The 16,487-nt window shown below is 61.3% G+C and carries 15 protein-coding genes, 3 pseudogenes and 1 riboswitch; of the genes and pseudogenes, 6 read left to right on the plus strand and 12 right to left on the minus strand.

Annotated elements, in window-relative coordinates:
- Both OEG84_RS08335 and OEG84_RS08340 read right to left on the minus strand, forming a co-directional pair.
- Window positions 1-243 (minus strand): DUF6732 family protein, encoded by a 243-nt coding sequence (locus OEG84_RS08335; protein ID WP_267653321.1) that lies wholly within the window; start codon window positions 241-243, stop codon window positions 1-3.
- A 270-nt stretch (window positions 244-513) separates the two neighbouring features.
- Window positions 514-936 (minus strand): TerB family tellurite resistance protein, encoded by a 423-nt coding sequence (locus OEG84_RS08340; protein ID WP_267653322.1) that lies wholly within the window; start codon window positions 934-936, stop codon window positions 514-516.
- A gap of 2 nt (window positions 937-938) precedes the next feature.
- Here OEG84_RS08340 and OEG84_RS08345 point away from each other — a divergent pair, with 2 nt between their 5' ends.
- Entirely contained in the window at window positions 939-1,205 is a 267-nt protein-coding gene (locus OEG84_RS08345) for a hypothetical protein (protein ID WP_267653323.1), read from the plus strand.
- A 46-nt stretch (window positions 1,206-1,251) separates the two neighbouring features.
- Complete coding sequence (locus tag OEG84_RS08350) at window positions 1,252-2,007, plus strand: TSUP family transporter (RefSeq protein WP_267653324.1); 756 nt, start codon at window positions 1,252-1,254, stop codon at window positions 2,005-2,007.
- A 118-nt stretch (window positions 2,008-2,125) separates the two neighbouring features.
- Here OEG84_RS08350 and OEG84_RS08355 read toward each other — a convergent pair whose 3' ends face one another.
- On the minus strand, window positions 2,126-3,022 hold the full coding sequence (locus OEG84_RS08355) for a LysR family transcriptional regulator (RefSeq protein ID WP_267653325.1): 897 nt from the start codon (window positions 3,020-3,022) through the stop codon (window positions 2,126-2,128).
- Window positions 3,023-3,250: 228 nt separating this feature from the next.
- On the opposite strand from OEG84_RS08355, the gene OEG84_RS08360 reads away from it, so the two are divergent.
- The 4 genes and pseudogenes from OEG84_RS08360 to OEG84_RS08375 all read left to right on the plus strand — a co-directional run bounded on the left by OEG84_RS08360 (window position 3,251) and on the right by OEG84_RS08375 (window position 5,638).
- Complete coding sequence (locus OEG84_RS08360; protein WP_267653326.1) at window positions 3,251-3,985, plus strand: SDR family NAD(P)-dependent oxidoreductase; 735 nt, start codon at window positions 3,251-3,253, stop codon at window positions 3,983-3,985.
- Between the two features lie 48 nt (window positions 3,986-4,033).
- Window positions 4,034-4,786, plus strand: a complete 753-nt coding sequence (locus OEG84_RS08365) for an SDR family NAD(P)-dependent oxidoreductase (protein WP_267653327.1) — start codon at window positions 4,034-4,036, stop codon at window positions 4,784-4,786.
- Between the two features lie 34 nt (window positions 4,787-4,820).
- Window positions 4,821-5,419 (plus strand): annotated as a pseudogene (locus OEG84_RS08370) (NADPH-dependent F420 reductase).
- Window positions 5,420-5,503: 84 nt separating this feature from the next.
- Window positions 5,504-5,638 (plus strand): hypothetical protein, encoded by a 135-nt coding sequence (locus OEG84_RS08375; RefSeq protein ID WP_267653328.1) that lies wholly within the window; start codon window positions 5,504-5,506, stop codon window positions 5,636-5,638.
- A gap of 63 nt (window positions 5,639-5,701) precedes the next feature.
- Here OEG84_RS08375 and OEG84_RS08380 read toward each other — a convergent pair whose 3' ends face one another.
- From OEG84_RS08380 to OEG84_RS08420, 9 genes and pseudogenes are all read right to left on the minus strand, one after another.
- Window positions 5,702-6,133 (minus strand): EamA family transporter, encoded by a 432-nt coding sequence (locus OEG84_RS08380; RefSeq protein ID WP_267653329.1) that lies wholly within the window; start codon window positions 6,131-6,133, stop codon window positions 5,702-5,704.
- A gap of 113 nt (window positions 6,134-6,246) precedes the next feature.
- On the minus strand, window positions 6,247-6,885 hold the full coding sequence (gene cobO, locus OEG84_RS08385) for a cob(I)yrinic acid a,c-diamide adenosyltransferase (RefSeq protein ID WP_267653330.1): 639 nt from the start codon (window positions 6,883-6,885) through the stop codon (window positions 6,247-6,249).
- A 63-nt stretch (window positions 6,886-6,948) separates the two neighbouring features.
- Window positions 6,949-7,392: a GNAT family N-acetyltransferase gene (locus OEG84_RS08390; protein ID WP_267653331.1), complete on the minus strand. Its 444-nt coding sequence runs from the start codon at window positions 7,390-7,392 to the stop codon at window positions 6,949-6,951.
- Between the two features lie 2 nt (window positions 7,393-7,394).
- Window positions 7,395-11,123 (minus strand): annotated as a pseudogene (cobN, locus tag OEG84_RS08395) (cobaltochelatase subunit CobN).
- Between the two features lie 24 nt (window positions 11,124-11,147).
- Window positions 11,148-12,206 carry a cobalamin biosynthesis protein CobW gene (cobW, locus tag OEG84_RS08400; RefSeq protein ID WP_267653332.1) on the minus strand — a complete coding sequence of 353 codons (1,059 nt, stop codon included), beginning with the start codon at window positions 12,204-12,206 and terminating at the stop codon, window positions 11,148-11,150.
- A 4-nt stretch (window positions 12,207-12,210) separates the two neighbouring features.
- A complete protein-coding gene (cobU, locus tag OEG84_RS08405; RefSeq protein WP_267653333.1) occupies window positions 12,211-12,735 on the minus strand; it encodes a bifunctional adenosylcobinamide kinase/adenosylcobinamide-phosphate guanylyltransferase in 525 nt (174 codons plus the stop codon).
- On the minus strand, window positions 12,732-13,451 hold the full coding sequence (locus OEG84_RS08410; protein ID WP_267653334.1) for a CbtA family protein: 720 nt from the start codon (window positions 13,449-13,451) through the stop codon (window positions 12,732-12,734). Before OEG84_RS08410 ends, cobU begins: the two co-directional genes overlap by 4 nt.
- Before the next feature lie 12 nt (window positions 13,452-13,463).
- Complete coding sequence (locus OEG84_RS08415; protein ID WP_267653335.1) at window positions 13,464-13,643, minus strand: CbtB domain-containing protein; 180 nt, start codon at window positions 13,641-13,643, stop codon at window positions 13,464-13,466.
- Window positions 13,644-13,693: 50 nt separating this feature from the next.
- A riboswitch (cobalamin riboswitch) is annotated at window positions 13,694-14,065 on the minus strand.
- A 49-nt stretch (window positions 14,066-14,114) separates the two neighbouring features.
- Window positions 14,115-15,580: pseudogene (locus OEG84_RS08420) on the minus strand (cobyric acid synthase).
- Window positions 15,581-16,487 lie beyond the last annotated feature (907 nt).

A 16,487-nucleotide genomic window follows, 5' to 3' on the forward strand; every position in this document is an offset into this window, starting at 1 on the left:
TCAGGCTCCCGCGCTATCGGGCTTTTCGCCGGTCTCGGCTTCTTCAGCGTGATCGTCGCTTGCTGCCTTTGCCTTGGAGCCACGCTTGACTGCCCAGGCTGCAATTGCCGCAGCGGCAGCTGCAGCCGCCCAGCCGGCCCAATGCGAGTGCCCGGCAAGATCGCCAAGGTGCCCGCCATGAGCAAAAGCGTTGGAAACGCCAAAGCTGACGCTGAGAATGGAAAAAAGAACAAGGGTGCGCATCGGGGCCTCCGGACAACGTGACAATTTCAGCACGATACGCCGGATAATAGCGGCGCCCCCATTTTACGGGTTTGTCGCGTTTACCGAACCGGACAGCTCCGGGTTTGGCTCTTGGTATAAGTCAGCCGCACCGGAATTTCTCTCAGCCTGTCATCAGGCGCCGTCGCACATGAGGGGAGTCTTAGGCGTTGGCGCATCATGGGTCAACGCGGTTTGCGCCACGATTGCGTTGATCTGCGCCAGACGCCTGATTGTTGTGGATCAAGAGGCTCAGGCGAAACCGAGCCGCCGTGCAGTGGCTTCAAGCAGCCGCCGCTCGCGCTCGTCGACATTGCCGTCGGCCTTGGCGACGATTGCCAGATGATCGAGGATTTCGCGCTTGCGCGGTTCAGGCAACTCGGCAAGCATCGCCGCGGCCTGCGCATCGGTGGTCTCGTAGCCGAAATCATGCAGATATCTCAGGATCTCGGTCAACTCATCGCCGTTGAGACCGAGCAGCCGGGTGCAGATCGCCGCAAACGCATCGGCCTCGGATGAACCCACGGTCTTGTCGGCAAACGACATCCTCACCAACAACAGCAATTCCGCCGTCAGCGCCGGATCATTGGCGACTTCTTCGATCGACGAGTTCAGATCGAGAAATCCGCGTACCCGTTGCGTCCATGAAAGCCCGTTGTCAGCCCCGTTTGTCATGCATGGTCCTTTCCAGCATCAACTTCATCATCAAGACCGGGGCAAGCCCGGACAAGGCCGTAAATTTCCGCGTCCCGCCAGCCCCGGTGGCGAGCCTTTCGCAAAATCCCGATCCTGCCGCCACCAAGGCCGCTTCGCGCGCCGCTGTCAAGCCGCCCGACACGGCAGTTCAAAGCCGCAAACGCCACCGTTCCCCCGGCGTAGCCACCCAGATCGGGCCAAGCCTGTGCGCAAGCAGCAATTGCCCCAACGCCAGCGGCATGCAATAGCTCCAAGCCATTGCCGCCCCCACACCATCTCCCCACAGGCTACCCCATGGAAGACCTCACGCTGACGCTCACCGTGCTGCTGTTCGCGGCGGCCTTCCTGGCGGGGTTTGTCGATTCGATTGCCGGCGGCGGCGGATTGATCGCGCTTCCGGCCATGTTGCTGGTGGGATTTTCGCCGGTCGAAGCGCTTGGCACCAACAAGCTGCAGGGCTTGTTTGGCTCGGGCTCGGCCACGGTCGCCTATGCCCGCAAGGGCCATGTCGACCTCAAGACCCAGATCGGGCCGGCAGTACTCGCGGCCGCCGGATCGGCAATCGGGGCGATGCTGGCGACGCTCATCCCCGGCGAGCTGTTCCGCGCCTTCCTGCCGTTTCTGCTGATTGTCATCGCGCTCTATTTCGGCATCAAGCCCAACATGGGCGATATCGACCGCGCCCGCCGGCTATCGCCGTTCCTGTTCGGCCTCATGATCGTGCCGATGGTCGGCTTTTACGACGGCCTGTTTGGCCCCGGCGCCGGCTCGTTCTACATGCTCGCCTTTGTGGCGCTTGCAGGTTTCGGCCTGCTCAAGGCCACTGCCCACACCAAGCTTTTAAACTTCGCCTCCAATATCGGCGGCTTTGCCGTTTTCGCTTTTGTCGGCGTGATTTCCTGGAAGATCGGCCTGATGATGGGCGCCGCCCAGTTCGCAGGCGCGCAAGTGGGCTCGCGGCTGGCCATGAAAAACGGCGCCAAGATCATCAAACCCCTGCTGGTGATCACCTGCGTGGCGCTTGCGGCTAAGCTGCTGCTGGATCAGTAGGGGAAGCAATACAAGGGTCAACAGAGCCCATTGACTTAAGGTCGGCAGTACTATCGCTGGATGACTTGGGCGCCTAGCGAGACTTAAGGGAAACGAAGAAACGGCTGAGCCCGACTGGTCAGTCGCCCGTTAGTGACAACCCCGTGAGAAGCGGGGCATAAGCCGCGAGCCTGCGGGATACGAACTCCGTGAAAAGCCGCACACGCTTTGTCTTGCGTGTCTCGCCTTGTGTGAGTAGCCACAGCGTTCCGTACTGGTGCAGGTCGGTGCCCGGCACCCTCACCAGCAGGGGATCGGCATCGCCAACGAAGCACGGCAGGGTCGTGATCCCGAGCCCTTGCCGTACAGCCGAGATCTCCGCCGCAGCGTCCGTGACCCTGAATGGAACCCCCGTTGTGCGAACCTCACCCTCCCCCGCCCACTCCGGAATGCCATGAGTGCTGATGACGATCCACCGGACGGGATCAGGCGCGCCCGTACGCCACGCGGCCAGCCGATCGCGAGACATGTAGACGCCGCCAAACAGCTCCGGTCCCTTCAGTCCGTGAAGATTGAGCGGCAGGGTTTTGCGGTCGTAGACGACGCGGATCGCCAAGTCGGCCTCTCGCTTCGTCAGGTTTGCCAGCTCACCGGACGACAGGATTTCCATCTCGATGTCCGGATACAGACGCGCGAAATCAGCGAAGTCCGGCATGAGCAAGTTTGTCGCGAGGATCGGTGTCAAGGTCACCCGCAGCAGCCCTCGCACGCTCTGGTCGCGCCCGAAGACGCGGGTTTCCAATTGGTTCGACGACGCTTCCATATCGTTCGCGAGATCGAGCACCTCTTCGCCCACAGCCGTCAGGCGGTAGCCTGAAGGCAGCTTCTCGAACATCTGCGCCCCAAGGCGGTTCTCGAGCTGGGTAATGCGTCGCAGCACGGTCGCGTGGTTCACCCCCAAGCGCTTGGCGGCAGCCCGCACCGAGCTTTCGCGCGCTGCGGCAAGAAAGTAGCGAACGTCGTCCCAGTTGATCATGGTGCATTCCCGCGCCGCGCCGTGTGGCTTCCAAAGCCCACTATTACATACCAGCATGCAATTTGCGCAATCACCGCGGCATTTATCCATCAAGCTGGATCTTTTTTGCACCACCGATGTGCGCGATTCCGCTCTCCCCACCCGACTTCGGTGACCCCACCTCAGGGCTCTCGGGGAACTTCCCCGTACAGCCAAAAACTCGTGACAGCGAAACGAAGGGTGCATGACATGAACAGACTGAATGGAAAAACTGCCGTGATAACCGGCGGCGCTACCGGCATCGGCCGCGCCGCAGCAAAGCGCTTCATCGACGAGGGCGCGTTCGTTTTCATCTTCGGCCGACGGCAAGAAACGCTTGACGCCGCTGTGGCCGAGCTTGGAGCCAATGCCCTTGCGGTGAAGGGCTCGGTCTCAAATGAGGCCGACCTCGACCGTCTCTACGCGGCGGTTAAGGCGGAACGCGGAACGCTGGACATCGTCTTCGCCAATGCCGGGACGGGAAGTCTGCTGCCGCTCGGAGAGATCACCGCCAAGCACATTGACGAAACTTTCGACACCAACGTGAAGGGTACGATCTTCACGGTACAGAAGGCGCTGCCGCTGATGGACGAGGGCGGTTCGATCATCCTGACGGGATCGAGCGCCGGTACGACGGGCGCCCCGGCATTCAGCGTCTACAGCGCGAGCAAGGCGGCAGTCCGCAACCTTGCGCGAAGTTGGGCGGAAGACCTGAAGGGCACCGGCATCCGGGTCAACGTGCTCGCGCCTGGGCCGACTGCTACCGAACTTGCGGTGGAAGCGGTGGGCGAGGAAGGCATGAAGGTCTTCGCATCGATGAATCCGCTCAAGCGCATGGCCGATCCGGCGGAGATCGGAGCGGTGGCCGCGTTTCTCGCGTCGTCAGATAGCAGCTTAATGACCGCCAGTGAGGTCGCCGTTGACGGCGGCCTTGCGCAACTCTGACCCCGGCGCAATCCCGCGTCTGAGTCACACACTGAAGGATAGAAAATCATGAAAAAACTTGAAGGTAAGATCGCAGTCATCACGGGCGGAAGCAGCGGAATTGGCCTGGCCACAGCCAAGCGTTTCGTAGAAGAAGGCGCGCAGGTCGTGATCTTCGGGCGACGCGAGAAAGTCCTGCAAGAGGCCGCGGTCCTTATCGGGAGAAACGTCACAACAGTGGTGGGCGACGTTTCGTGTCTGGAAGATCTGGACCGGCTCTACGCCACGGTGAAAGAGAAGCATGGTCACATCGAAATTCTCTTCGCAAACGCGGGCGCAGGGACAGTCGCACCGCTCGCGGAAGCTACCGAGTCCCATATTGACCAGACCTTCAATGTGAATGTGAAGGGGTTGTTCTTCACCGTGCAAAAGGCCCTTCCCATCTTCAAAGAGGGCGGTTCGATCATTCTGAACTCTTCGGTCTCGAATGTGATGGGGCTACCGGCGTTCAGCACCTATGCAGCAAGCAAGGCGGCTGTTCGCAGCTTCTCGCGGTCTTGGACACAGGAGTTGAAGGACCGCAAGATCCGCGTCAATACGATGAGCCCTGGCGCGATCGAGACTCTCGCCTTGGCGACAACGACCGGCCTTACCGCTGAGCAAGCCGAACAGGCGGTCGCCCAGTTTACTGCGCAAATCCCAATGGGTCGCAGGGGCAAGCCGCAGGAAATCGCGGCTGCTCTCACATTCCTCGCCTCCGATGAAAGCTCCTACATCACCGGCATAGATCTCGCCGTCGATGGCGGCTGGGCGCAGGTCTGACCCCCCAACTTTAGCACCAGATCGGAGAATTATTATGAGCTACGCAATTATTGGTTTCGGCGAGGTCGGCCAGACTCTCGCCAGGGCATTCGCCCGGAGCGGTATCGCTGTATCCGTGGCGACCACGCGCGATCCTGAAAGCTTCGCATCGGACGCCGCCGCGATCGGATCCGAAGTCACGGCCAGGAAGCTCACGGAAGCGGTCAAGGCGGACGTCATCTTCCTGGCCGTCCGATTCGAGCAGCACCCGGATGTCGCGAAGGCGCTCCCTCCTGGCAGGGGAAGATCATCGTCGACGTGACCAATGCCTATGGTGTGCCTGATGAGGAACTGGGCGGACAGCCGTCCGCAAGAGTCGTCGCGCGAGCGTTCACAGGTGCAAGATTGGTCAAGGGCTTCAACCATCTGGTCGCTCGCGTCCTCGGCCAGGAGCCAGCGGTGCATGGTGGTCGGAGAGTCGTGTTTCTGGCGAGCGACGACGATGACGCAGTGTCGGAAATCGGGACGCTCGCGGAAAATCTCGGGTTCGCGCCGATCACGCTTGGCGAGCTGTCGGGAGGCGGGCTGCTAGTGCAGGCGCACGGTAATAGCTGGGGTCATCTGATCTTTAAGGACCTTATCAAGTTCGACTGACGAACACGACGTACCAACCGGTAGGGCCACGATGCACGGATCGGATTGAGCGCGATCCGATCCGTGCGAAATGGAGAAATTTCCATGAGCATTGAGAAGAACATCAAGACAGGGAAGGACTTCTTCGCCGCCATCGGTCACCTCGATCGCAGCTCCAACAAGCTCAACCCTATCCCCAGGCGCCAACCAGAGAAAGGGCAATTCCAGCAAAAACTGTAAACCAGCTATCCGGTTCGTTTTGTAAATGACCTATCGGCTGGACACTCGATCAGACGCCACACCCTAAAAAACCGCCAGCAAAATCGCGCCGGTGCCGATCAGCGTCACGCCCAGCCAATTGAGCGCGGACAGGTGTTCGCCGAGAAAGATCACGCCGAAAATGGCCACCAGCACGATCGACAATTTGTCGAGCGGCGCCACCCGGGCGGCGTCGCCGAGTTTGAGCGCGCGGAAATAGGCGAGCCACGAGCCGCCGGTGGCAAGCCCTGACAGGCCCAGAAACAGCCAGGTCTTGAACGGGATCGATGACGGATGCCGCCATTTGCCGCTCACCGTCAGGATAGCGCCGAGCACCACAATGATCACGCAGGTGCGGATGAAGGTGGCGAGATCGCTGTCGATATCGGCGATCCCGACCTTGGCAAAAATCGCCGTCAGGGCGGCGAAGACCGCCGCCACCAACGCCCAGAACTGCCAGCTTGCCGTCAGGCTCATCCGATGTCTCCCTGGCTACAACAACGCCAATCCTAGCGGATGGGCAAAACTCACTGTAGCACCTTGAAGCAAGGCGTGGCGCGCCCGAGTGAGCTCACCTGAACGCGCGACCCTCAGAATTCCACCCCGACCTGCGCCTTCACGCCAGAGCGGAACGGATGCTTGATCATTTCCATTTCGGTGACCAGATCGGCAAATTCGATCAGTTCTTCCTTGGCGTTGCGGCCGGTGATGATGACGTGCTTCATCTCCGGCTTTTCCTTCAGTGTTTCGATGACCTCGTTGACGTCGAGATAATCGTAGCGAAGCACGATGTTGAGCTCGTCACACAGCACCATGTCGATTTCCGGATCGAGGATCATCTCGCGGGCACATTGCCAAGCCTCGCGGGCGGCGGCGATATCGCGGCTGCGGTCCTGCGTCTCCCAGGTAAAGCCCTGGCCCATGGTGGCCATTTTCACTTGATCGGGAAAGGCTTCCAGCACCTTGCGCTCGCCGGTCGACCACTTGCCCTTGACGAACTGCACCACGCCAACCTTCATGCCGTTGCCGATGGCGCGGAAGATCATGCCGAATGCGGCCGTCGATTTACCCTTGCCCTTGCCGGTATGGACGATCACCAGGCCCTTTTCGATGGTCTTGGTGGCGATGATCTTGTCACGCGCGGCTTTCTTCTTCTTCATCTTTTCCGCGTGGCGCTCGTTGAGTTGTTCCTCGCTCATTCCATCGGTAATCTTGACCCGTTCGCTCATCTCAATCCATCCTTTTCAACATCAATCCTGACCGGCAAGACCCGCCGGTTCAAGCGGCATTTCTCAGTTCCGGCTTCCGCCCGCATCATCAAAGGCCTTGGCAAACCAGATCCGCTGCGCATGGCCGCGCGCAGCCGGCAGACGGCCGCATTCAACATAGCCCAAGCTCTCGTAAAATCGTGGCGCCTGAAAAGTGAAGGTATCGAGATAGATCCCGGCATAGCCCTTCTGCCGGGTGATCTCTTCGGCCCGCAGCATCAGCGCCCTGCCAATCCCGCTGCCGCGCTGTTCATCAACGATGGCCAGCAATTTCACAAACAGCCAGCCCTGGACGAAATAGCCCGACAGCCCGCCGGCAAGCCTGCCCTCGGCATCGTCAACCCGCAGGTGCAATTTGTCAGGCTCGAACGGCAGCCCCAGTCCGGCCGCGGCGTCATCAAGGATCGCGTCAACTGCGGCAAAAAACTCGCCGCTCGTGTCATCGATTTCGCGTATCTCGAATGCCATGTTCAGTCCTTGGCCCCACGGGCAATGTCTGACAGGGCAAACTTGGCCGAATTGCTCTTTGGCGTCCACAGCCCACGCTCGATGGCCTCCTCGAACTTTTCAGCCATTTCCCTGAGCGCATCGGGGTTCTTCTCGCGCAGGAAATCCAGCGTTTCCTGATCCATCAGATAGGCTTGGTAGACCGCCTCGAAATGCGCATCGCGCACCGCCCCGGTGGTGGCCGCAAAGGCAAACAGATAATCGACCGTCGCCGCCATCTCGAAGGCGCCCTTGTAGCCGTGGCGCTTGACCCCGGAGATCCATTTCGGATTGACCGCCCGACCACGCACGACGCGGGCAATTTCTTCTTCCAGCGAGCGGATCACCGGGCGTTCGGGCCGCGAATGGTCATTGTGATAGATCGCCGGCCGGCTCCCGCGCGCCGCTTCCACCGCCGCCGTCATGCCGCCTTCGAACTGGTAGTAATCATCGGAATCCAGAAGATCGTGCTCGCGGTTGTCCTGGTTTTGCACCACCGCCTCGACGGTTGAGAGCCGCTGCTCGAACAATTCGCGCGCCAGCTGCCCCTCTTCCCCAGCTCCATAGGCATAGCCGCCCCAGACCACGAAGGCCTCGGCCAGATCGCTGCGGTCGGTCCAGCCGCGCTCATCCATCAGCGCCTGCAAACCCGCCCCATAGGCACCGGGCTTGGAACCGAACACCCGGAAAGAAGCCTGCCTGCCGGCATCCGCCTCGCTGACACCGGTGTCAATCAGCCGCGCGCTTTCCTGCCGGGCGCGAGCCGCGAGCGGATTATCGGCCTCGTCTTCCTCAAGCGCTGCAACGGCGCGCACGGCGCGGTCAAACAACGCAATCTGGTCGGGAAACGCATCACGGAAAAACCCTGAAATCCGCAAGGTCACGTCAACCCGCGGCCGGTTCATCATCGCCAGCGGAATGATCTCGTAGCCGGTCACCCGCCGCGACGACGGGTCCCACACCGGCTTGGCGCCGATCAGCGCCAGCGCTTGGGCAATGTCATCGCCGCCGGTGCGCATGTTGGATGTGCCCCAGGCAGTCAGCGCCATCGAGGTCGGCCATTCACCATGGTCCTGGGCGTGACGGGTAACCAGCAGCTCCGCCGATTTCTGCCCCAGTTCCCAGGCCGCCGGCGTAGGCACCGCGCGGCTGTCGACCGAATAGAAATTCCGCCCCGTCGGCAACACGTCCGGCCGACCGCGCGTCGGCGCCCCCGACGGGCCTGGCTGGACGAAGCGCCCGTCCAGCGCCATCAAGAGACCCTCAAGTTCAGCTGTGCCGCAGGCCCGCACTGAAGGCATGATCTGCGTCCGGATATTCTCCATCACGGCTGCAGTCGCTGCCCATCCCGAGGGCACAGCCATTCTCTCCGACACCAGCTCGATTGCCAGCAGTTCGATCCGCTCCACCGTGTCGCCATTGGTGCGCCAGAGGTCATCCGAAACCGCCTGCAGTTCCTCAGGTTTTGACCCCGACCACCGCTCACCCATCGCGCAATCGAGCGGGTCGAACGCGGTCAGCCCCGCATCCCGCGCAATCGCCCGGTGCAGGCTGTCCTCGCCCGGCGCTTCGCCGCGCTTGATCCGCGCCAACGCAACCGTCAGATCAACAAGCAGCCCCCCTCGGGTGAAAGCCCGAAAATATGCAGCCCGTCGCGAATCTGCATTTCCTTGAGATCGCAGAGCCAGGCGTCAAGCTTTTCCAGTGCCAGGTCGTCATCATCATCGGGCGCAATGCCGGCATCCCTGTCGAGCCCGATGTCATGCACCAGTTCAAGAATCTGGCGTTTGAGCAGTTTCAGCCGGCGCGGATCGTGGCCTGCCGCCTGGTAATATTCATCCACCAGCGCTTCGAGATCCTTGAGGGGCCCATAGCTCTCGGCCCGGGTCAGCGGCGGCGTCAGATGGTCAATGATGACGGCGGCAGCGCGGCGCTTGGCCTGCGTCCCCTCGCCCGGATCATTGACGATGAACGGATAGACATGCGGCGTCGGCCCGAGCACCGCTTCGGGATAGCAGGCCCGCGACAGTGCCAAGGCCTTGCCCGGCAACCATTCCAGATTGCCGTGCTTGCCCATATGCACCACCGCATGGACATCGAATTCCCGCCGCAGCCAGGCGTAAAACGCGAAATAGCCATGCGGCGGCACCAGATCGGGCGCATGGTAGCTGGCCTTGGGATCGATGTTGTAGCCGCGCGCCGGCTGGATGCCGACAACCACATTGCCAAATTTCAGAAGCGCCAGCTCAAAACCGCCGTCGCGGTAGAACGGATCGGCGTCCGGCTCGCCCCAACGCTCTGTCACCGCCGCGCGAATTGATGGATCAAGGGTATCGAAAAATTGCTGATACGCCCCGAGCGAAAGATATTCACCGCCCTCGCGTTCAGCCCGCAATGCATTGGTCGGCCCTGCCCTGAGCCTGGTCACCAGCGCATCACCATCAGCGGGGATATCCCCGACCTGATAACCCTCCGTTGACATCGCCTTGAGCACCTCGATGGTGCCTGCCGGCGTATCCAACCCGACGCCATTGGCAATGCGGCCGTCGCGATTGGGGTAATTGGCAAGCACGATCGCCACCCGGCGCTCCGCGATCTCGGTACGCCGCAACCGCGCCCAGCGCGCCGCCAGCTGCGCCACAAACGCCACCCTGTCGAGTTCTGGCGCATGGGTGACGATGTTGGCTTCAACGGTTTCATCAAACCTTGCTGCCGCCTTGAACGACACCGCCCGGCTCAGCACCCTGCCATCGACTTCCGGCAGCGCCACATGCATGGCCAGATCGCGCGAGGTCAGCCCTTGCAGTGAGCCTGCCCAGGCTTCGCGGCCACCGCTGGCAAACACCGCCTGCAACACCGGCGCGCCAGTTGATTCCAGCACCGTGCCCTTGGTCTTGCCGCCCGGCGATGACACCGCAAAACCGGTGGCATTGATCACCACATCCGGCGCCGCATCCGCAAATATCGCCTGTAAAGTGCCAACCGAAACCGGGTCCTTGAGGCTCGAGACGAACACCGGCAACGCATTGACGCCTTCGGCCAGAAGCCCTTCGCACAGAGCCGCCACCGGCGCCGTCTGGCCGCTCTGCACCAGCGCCCGGTAAAAACACACCGCTGCAACCGGCGCACCGGGCGTCCAATCGCGTTGCAGATCACCAAGCGCCGGATTGGCCAGCCGCGGGTGCCACAGCCCGGCCTTCAGGAGTGGCGCCGCCGGCTGCGGTTTCTCGGCCCCATCGAGCAGGGCCTCGGCGTAATCGATCAGCGCACGGGCGTTTTCGGCCCCGCCTTCGGTCAGATAGGCCCAGAGATCGAGCCGTTCGGCTTGCGCGAGCGTCGATAGCGGATCGAGCCCGGGATCGGGCCGGTCGTCACCCGGCAGCGCTGCAACCTTGAACCCATGCATCGTTGCGGCTGCATGCAGGCTTTCCAGCACATAGGAAAAATAGCTGCCCCCCCAGCGCGCGGACGATCACTAGCCGGGCTTTGGGCGCCATCCGGGCGATGAAGGTATCGACCGACATCGGATGCTTGAGATCGGACAGGCTTGCCAGCCGCCACTCCATCCGTCCGGTCGTCTGCCGCGCGGCAGCCACACTTGCCAATTCGGTGTCAGCAGCGCTCAGGAACAGGATGTCGCCCGGGCTTTGGCCCAGATCGACAGCCTCGTCACCATCGCTCAACGTCCCCTTTTGGGCGACCAGCAGATGCATCGGGACACAGCCTCCTTAAACGGATCAGCCCGCCAGCGCGGTCAGCTCGGCGCTGATTGCGGCCTGGTCGATATCATGCAGACCGATGACGACGAGCCTGGTTTCGCGGGTTTCCGCCTTGCTCCAGGGCCGATCGAAATGGGTGTCGATGCGGTTGCCGACAGCCTGCACCACCATCCGCATCGGCTTGCCGGCGATGTCGGCAAACCCCTTGAGCCGCAGAATATCATGGCTGACGATCACCGATTTCAGGCCTTCAGCAAACGCTGCCGGGTCGTTGACCGGACCGAACGAGACCACGAAGCTCTCGAATTCGTCATGGTTGTGATCATGATCTTCGCCGGCTTCGTGCTCGCGCTCATGGTGCGATTTGCGGTTGCCGATGTCGTCTTCGGTGCCGACACCAAGCCCGAGAAGCACTTCCGGCGCCACCTCGCCCTGCCGCGCCTCGATGAAGATCGGCTTGCGGGTCAGGTGCCCGGCAATTCCGGCGCGCACGCCCTCAAGATCGGCGGCACTGATGAGATCTGTCTTGTTGAGAACGATCAGGTCCGCCGCGGTGAGCTGATCCTCGAACAGTTCTTCAAGCGGACTTTCATGGTCAAGCCCCTGATCGGCTAGGCGTTGCGCGTCGAGCTTGCCATGATCATCGGCAAACCGTCCCGCCGCCACCGCGGCGCTGTCGACCACCGTGACGACGCCATCGACGGTCACCTGGGTCTTGATTCCCGGCCAATTAAAGGCAGCGACCAGCGGTTGCGGCAGCGCCAGGCCGGAGGTCTCGATGACGATGTGATCGGGTCGGTTGTCGCGCGCCAGCAGCTTTTCCATGGTCGGAATGAAATCATCAGCCACCGTGCAGCAGATACAGCCATTGGTCAGCTCAACGATGTCGTCTTCTGAGCAGACCTCGTCGCCACAACCCTTCAGCACGTCGCCATCCACGCCGAGATCGCCGAATTCATTGATGATCAGCGCAATCCGCTTGCCCTTGGCATTGGCCAGCATGTGCCGGATCAGCGTGGTCTTGCCGGCGCCGAGAAAGCCGGTGATCACGGTGGCGGGAATTTTCGAAGCAATCATGGGGTCACCCCTTCATTTTGAGTGGCAGGCCGGCGGCGACGAAAAACACGTCGTCGGCAAGGCCCGCGATTAACTGGTGGAGGCGGCCGGCGTGATCGCGAAAAGCCCGCGCCATGGCGTTTTCCGGCACGATCCCGAGCCCCACCTCATTGGAGACGAAAACCACAGGGCCTTTGAGGCCCGGAAGTACTGCAGCAAGCTTTTCGAATGCCGCATCGATATCGTGTTCGCCAAGCATCAAATTGGTCACCCACAAGGTCAGGCAATCGACAAGAACCGGGCGCTCAGCCCGGGCGTGGGCTTCCAGCGCCTGAACCAGATCAACCGGCGCCTCGATGGTTTCCCAGCCCGCTCCGCGCCGATCCCGGTGGGCAGCGATACGCGTCCGCATCTCCTCATCCCAGGCCTGGCCGGTGGCAAGGTATAGCCGCGTCGGCGACGATGCCTCCAACAGCGATTCGGCGAATGCGGATTTGCCCGACCGTGCGCCACCCAGCACCAGCGTGACTGGCGTCAGGCCGCTGGTCACGCCGTCTGGTCCGGGGGCACCCGCGACATGAACAGCCCCAGCAAGCCACCAAGCACCAGCCAGAAAAACAATGTGGTGGCCAGCGACGCTGCCGCATAGGCGGAGGCAATATAGGCCGGCACATTGCTCGACAGATCCTCGGGCACTGGAGAGCCCCAGAAATGCGGCGCTGCAATCACGATCACTCCGAGCGCCTTGGCGATCCATTCCGGTCTTTGCACGATCAGCCAGAGCCCCAGCGCGGAGGCTGCCACCGCGATTACCCACCATTCCTGCCGGGTGCCAAGATCGGCATAGGGGAATCCGGGTACGGCCGGCGGCAGGCTGAATGCCGGCGCCAATTGCACACTGAACCAGCCGGCTGCACCAAGCATCAAGCCCCGCACCACGGCATCGCGGCCAGCGGGAAACTCGATCCCGGTCAGCAGCGCAACAGCGGCAAGCAGCAACGCAAAGCCTGCGCCCGCGACCAGATTGGCCAGAACGGTGTTACCCAGCCGGCCAAATCCGAGAACAGTTTCCTCTTCGCCGTGGTCATGCGCGGCAACCGCAGCGCCGTCGGTTTCGGCAACGCCGTGAGCGTGGCCGGCATCGCCGTTTTCATAGGTTTCTGCCTGCAGGATCAGCGGCACGATTCTTGTATATTGAGCGGGCGTCATCACCATACCGGCAATGAGCCCGGCGGCAAGAGCCGCCAGGAGCAACCTGACAATCATGATATCAATCCCTTAGTGGCAGGGAAAGCCGTAGGAATGCCTTGTGTCGTGCGCTGCGTCGTGCAGCGTCTGCGAATTGGCAAGGCCAACGCCGAACACAAGGATCGAACCGACGACCAATGCCATCAGGCCGGCAACGGTGCGTGCGCCGATGCGATCGGTCAGGGAAAGAGTTTGGGTTTTAGCAGACATGACAACCTCCGTGAGTGACTTCGGAAGAAGGTTTCTTCCGAAGGTCCGGCTCTCAACCGGTGCGAATGGCAGGTCTCCTGGCTCGCGGGTCACGTCAACGTTGCCGTCAACATCAGCAAATGCCGGCCTTCCCAACGTCAATGCGGTCATGAAAACGGGACGATTCGTAGACAAAGAGGCGTCCGCGCCGATTGATCATGCCGCCACGTCAGTGGCTTGTCCGGTCCGGAGCTTCAAGTGAGCAGGAAAACACCATTGTCATCCGCCACTCTGGCCACCCGGGCCGGTGACATTCGCCTCGCCGCTCTACAGTCGCGGGGTCGGCTGCGATAAAGATGCCCTGTTTGGGTCCATCCCGTCGCATTCCCTTTTGATCCGGAAACCCAACCTGAGTTTCTGGAACCATTCCAATCTCAATTGATAGGGCCGCCGCAGATGAGTGTCAATCGCCATTGCAACCCGTCTTGGCCCTCAACGCCCGATTGGTGACGTCGCCTGCATCAGACGGTCAAATCCCACCAGACGGTCAAGATCGGCTGCGATGGCATCGAGCGCCGCGTCAACCTCGTCCCGGTGATTGCGAGTGCCGCCGCTGACCCCGAACCTGGCAAGCAGCCGCTCCCGGTAGATGTCAGAATCAAACAATCCATGCAGATAGGTACCTGAAACACGCCCGTCGGCTGAGATCGCGCCATCGGGACGGCCATCGAGAATGGTCATCGGCCGCGCGCAATCGTTACCCCGACTCACCCCCAGATGAATCTCGTAGCCAGACAGCAAAACGTCGTGTTCAGCCGATCGTGCGTCAATGTTACGCACCGTCTTCTCCGGCGCCAACTCGGTTTCAATGTCGAGCAGACCGAGCCCGACGGCGACACTCTCGCCCCCCTCTAGCCCGTGAGGATCGCTGACCTGTCGGCCCAGCATCTGGTAGCCGCCGCAGATGCCGATGATGTGGCCGCCGCGGCGATGATGCGCCATCAGATCCCGGTCCCATCCCTGCCTACGAAAATCGGCAAGATCGGCAATCGTCGACTTGGATCCGGGGAGAACCACCAAACATGCATCCTCTGGCAACCGTTCGCCGGGCCGCACGAACACCAGATTGACCCCGGGTTCGGCTTTGAGGGGGTCGAAATCATCGAAATTGGCGATCCGCGACAGCATCGGCACCGCAATCTTCAGTCCGCCAGTCGTTGCCTGCACCAACCGCTCCAGCGCCACCGAATCCTCGGCCGGCAGCCGCGCCGCCGGTGCGAGCCAGGGAATCACCCCTAGGCACGGCCAGCCGGTAAACTTCGCAATCGCAGAAATACCATCGTCGAACAGGCTCACGTCACCGCGGAACTTGTTGATCAGGTAGCCGACGATCATTGCCCGGTCCTCGTCGGGAAGAATCGTGTGCGTGCCCACCAGCGATGCGATCACCCCACCCCGGTCAATGTCACCAACCAGCACCACCGGCACCTTCGCCGCTGTCGCGAATCCCATATTGGCGATATCGCCGGCGCGCAGATTGATTTCCCCGGTGACCCAGCGCCTTCGACGAGCACCAGATCGGCCTCGGCGCTGACCACCGCGAAGCTTTCCAGCACTGCCGCCAGCAGTTTCGGCTTCAGCTGTTGGTAATCGCGACCGCGGGCATGGCCTGCAACCTTGCCCTGGACGACGATTTGCGACCCGGTTTCCGACTGCGGCTTGAGCAACACCGGGTTCATGTGAACGCTCGCTGGCGTCCGGCAGGCTAGGGCCTGCAGCCATTGTGCCCGGCCAATTTCGCCACCGTCATCGGCGACAGCAGCGTTGTTGGACATGTTTTGCGGTTTGAACGGCCGCACCCTCAATCCATGATTGGCGGCAAGCCTACAAAACCCCGCGACAAGCACGGTTTTGCCAACATCCGATCCGGTTCCCTGTAACATCAACGCCCTGGTCATGCCCGCTGCGATAGCACCCCTGAGAGCTTACTGAAAGAGGCCTGCGGCACCCTTTGTTAACCACGCTTTAACCGCATTCCAAAATTCGGCAGCGGAAAATTATCGGGCGTCTGAATTGCGACATCCGATGGCGGATTTGATCCCGCCCGGCTCCCCTGATCAGCCTAGAGCAGAACCAGATTACAGGTGCGATTCAGACCTGCCACAGACACCAATTCGGAAGGACTTTAGCGATGCTCTACGTGTTCAATAATGCCAATAGCGTTCAAATCGCATGGAATAACGTGCTTCCGACTCCCAACCCGAAGGCAAAGAGCAGGCTGGTTGGCTTGAGCAACTTCATCCGGACCTATTCGGCAGGCTGAAACTGGCGACAATGTCCGCTCCAGATCGGAGCACACCGGCAATATAATGTGGCTGGACGAGCAATCGTCCGGCCTTTTCTTTTGTAGATCTGTTAGCGGCGAAAGCAGGTTCTGGCGCTGCCGGCTCTCCAATGCGAAAACCGTCCGGACCCTGAGATCCGAACGGTTTGCCAAAAAATACGCCTGGCGTCCCCACAAGTACACGCGAGGTTCGCGACATCCCGGTACGCAGTACCTAATCCGGGGTGTTCGGCGGTTGTCCCCCGCCGTGAGAAGAGGTTTAACCCAGACAACCTTACCGGACAGTTATTGAAATCCTAAGCAAACGTGAATCGTGCATTTTATTCGGCCCGCCGGAATTCAATTCAGGCAAATCTGCCCAATGCTGCACTGCAGATGCGATTTCTTTATGCTGCAGTTGATTTCTCGCGCCAAGTCCTTACCCTTAACCGTGGCAGTTCAAACGCGCATCGGCCGGCGACAGAGTTCCGCTGGTCGGTTTTGCGCTGCTGGATGTCGTCATTGCGTCATTTTCGACGTAT

The organism is Hoeflea algicola (assembly GCF_026619415.1).
Classification (GTDB): Bacteria; Pseudomonadota; Alphaproteobacteria; order Rhizobiales; family Rhizobiaceae; genus Hoeflea; species Hoeflea algicola.

What these genes read in the sequence shown, in the direction of transcription:
- OEG84_RS08390 (WP_267653331.1), bottom strand. Translation starts at nt 7,392, where the DNA reads ATGGCATTCGAGATACGCGAAATCGATGACACGAGCGGCGAGTTTTTT.
- OEG84_RS08380 (WP_267653329.1), bottom strand. Translation starts at nt 6,133, where the DNA reads ATGAGCCTGACGGCAAGCTGGCAGTTCTGGGCGTTGGTGGCGGCGGTC.
- OEG84_RS08360 (WP_267653326.1), top strand. Translation starts at nt 3,251, where the DNA reads ATGAACAGACTGAATGGAAAAACTGCCGTGATAACCGGCGGCGCTACC.
- OEG84_RS08410 (WP_267653334.1), bottom strand. Translation starts at nt 13,451, where the DNA reads ATGATTGTCAGGTTGCTCCTGGCGGCTCTTGCCGCCGGGCTCATTGCC.
- OEG84_RS08335 (WP_267653321.1), bottom strand. Translation starts at nt 243, where the DNA reads ATGCGCACCCTTGTTCTTTTTTCCATTCTCAGCGTCAGCTTTGGCGTT.
- OEG84_RS08375 (WP_267653328.1), top strand. Translation starts at nt 5,504, where the DNA reads ATGAGCATTGAGAAGAACATCAAGACAGGGAAGGACTTCTTCGCCGCC.
- OEG84_RS08350 (WP_267653324.1), top strand. Translation starts at nt 1,252, where the DNA reads ATGGAAGACCTCACGCTGACGCTCACCGTGCTGCTGTTCGCGGCGGCC.
- cobO (WP_267653330.1), bottom strand. Translation starts at nt 6,885, where the DNA reads ATGAGCGAACGGGTCAAGATTACCGATGGAATGAGCGAGGAACAACTC.
- OEG84_RS08345 (WP_267653323.1), top strand. Translation starts at nt 939, where the DNA reads ATGGTCCTTTCCAGCATCAACTTCATCATCAAGACCGGGGCAAGCCCG.
- OEG84_RS08415 (WP_267653335.1), bottom strand. Translation starts at nt 13,643, where the DNA reads ATGTCTGCTAAAACCCAAACTCTTTCCCTGACCGATCGCATCGGCGCA.
- cobW (WP_267653332.1), bottom strand. Translation starts at nt 12,206, where the DNA reads ATGATTGCTTCGAAAATTCCCGCCACCGTGATCACCGGCTTTCTCGGC.
- OEG84_RS08355 (WP_267653325.1), bottom strand. Translation starts at nt 3,022, where the DNA reads ATGATCAACTGGGACGACGTTCGCTACTTTCTTGCCGCAGCGCGCGAA.
- OEG84_RS08340 (WP_267653322.1), bottom strand. Translation starts at nt 936, where the DNA reads ATGACAAACGGGGCTGACAACGGGCTTTCATGGACGCAACGGGTACGC.
- OEG84_RS08365 (WP_267653327.1), top strand. Translation starts at nt 4,034, where the DNA reads ATGAAAAAACTTGAAGGTAAGATCGCAGTCATCACGGGCGGAAGCAGC.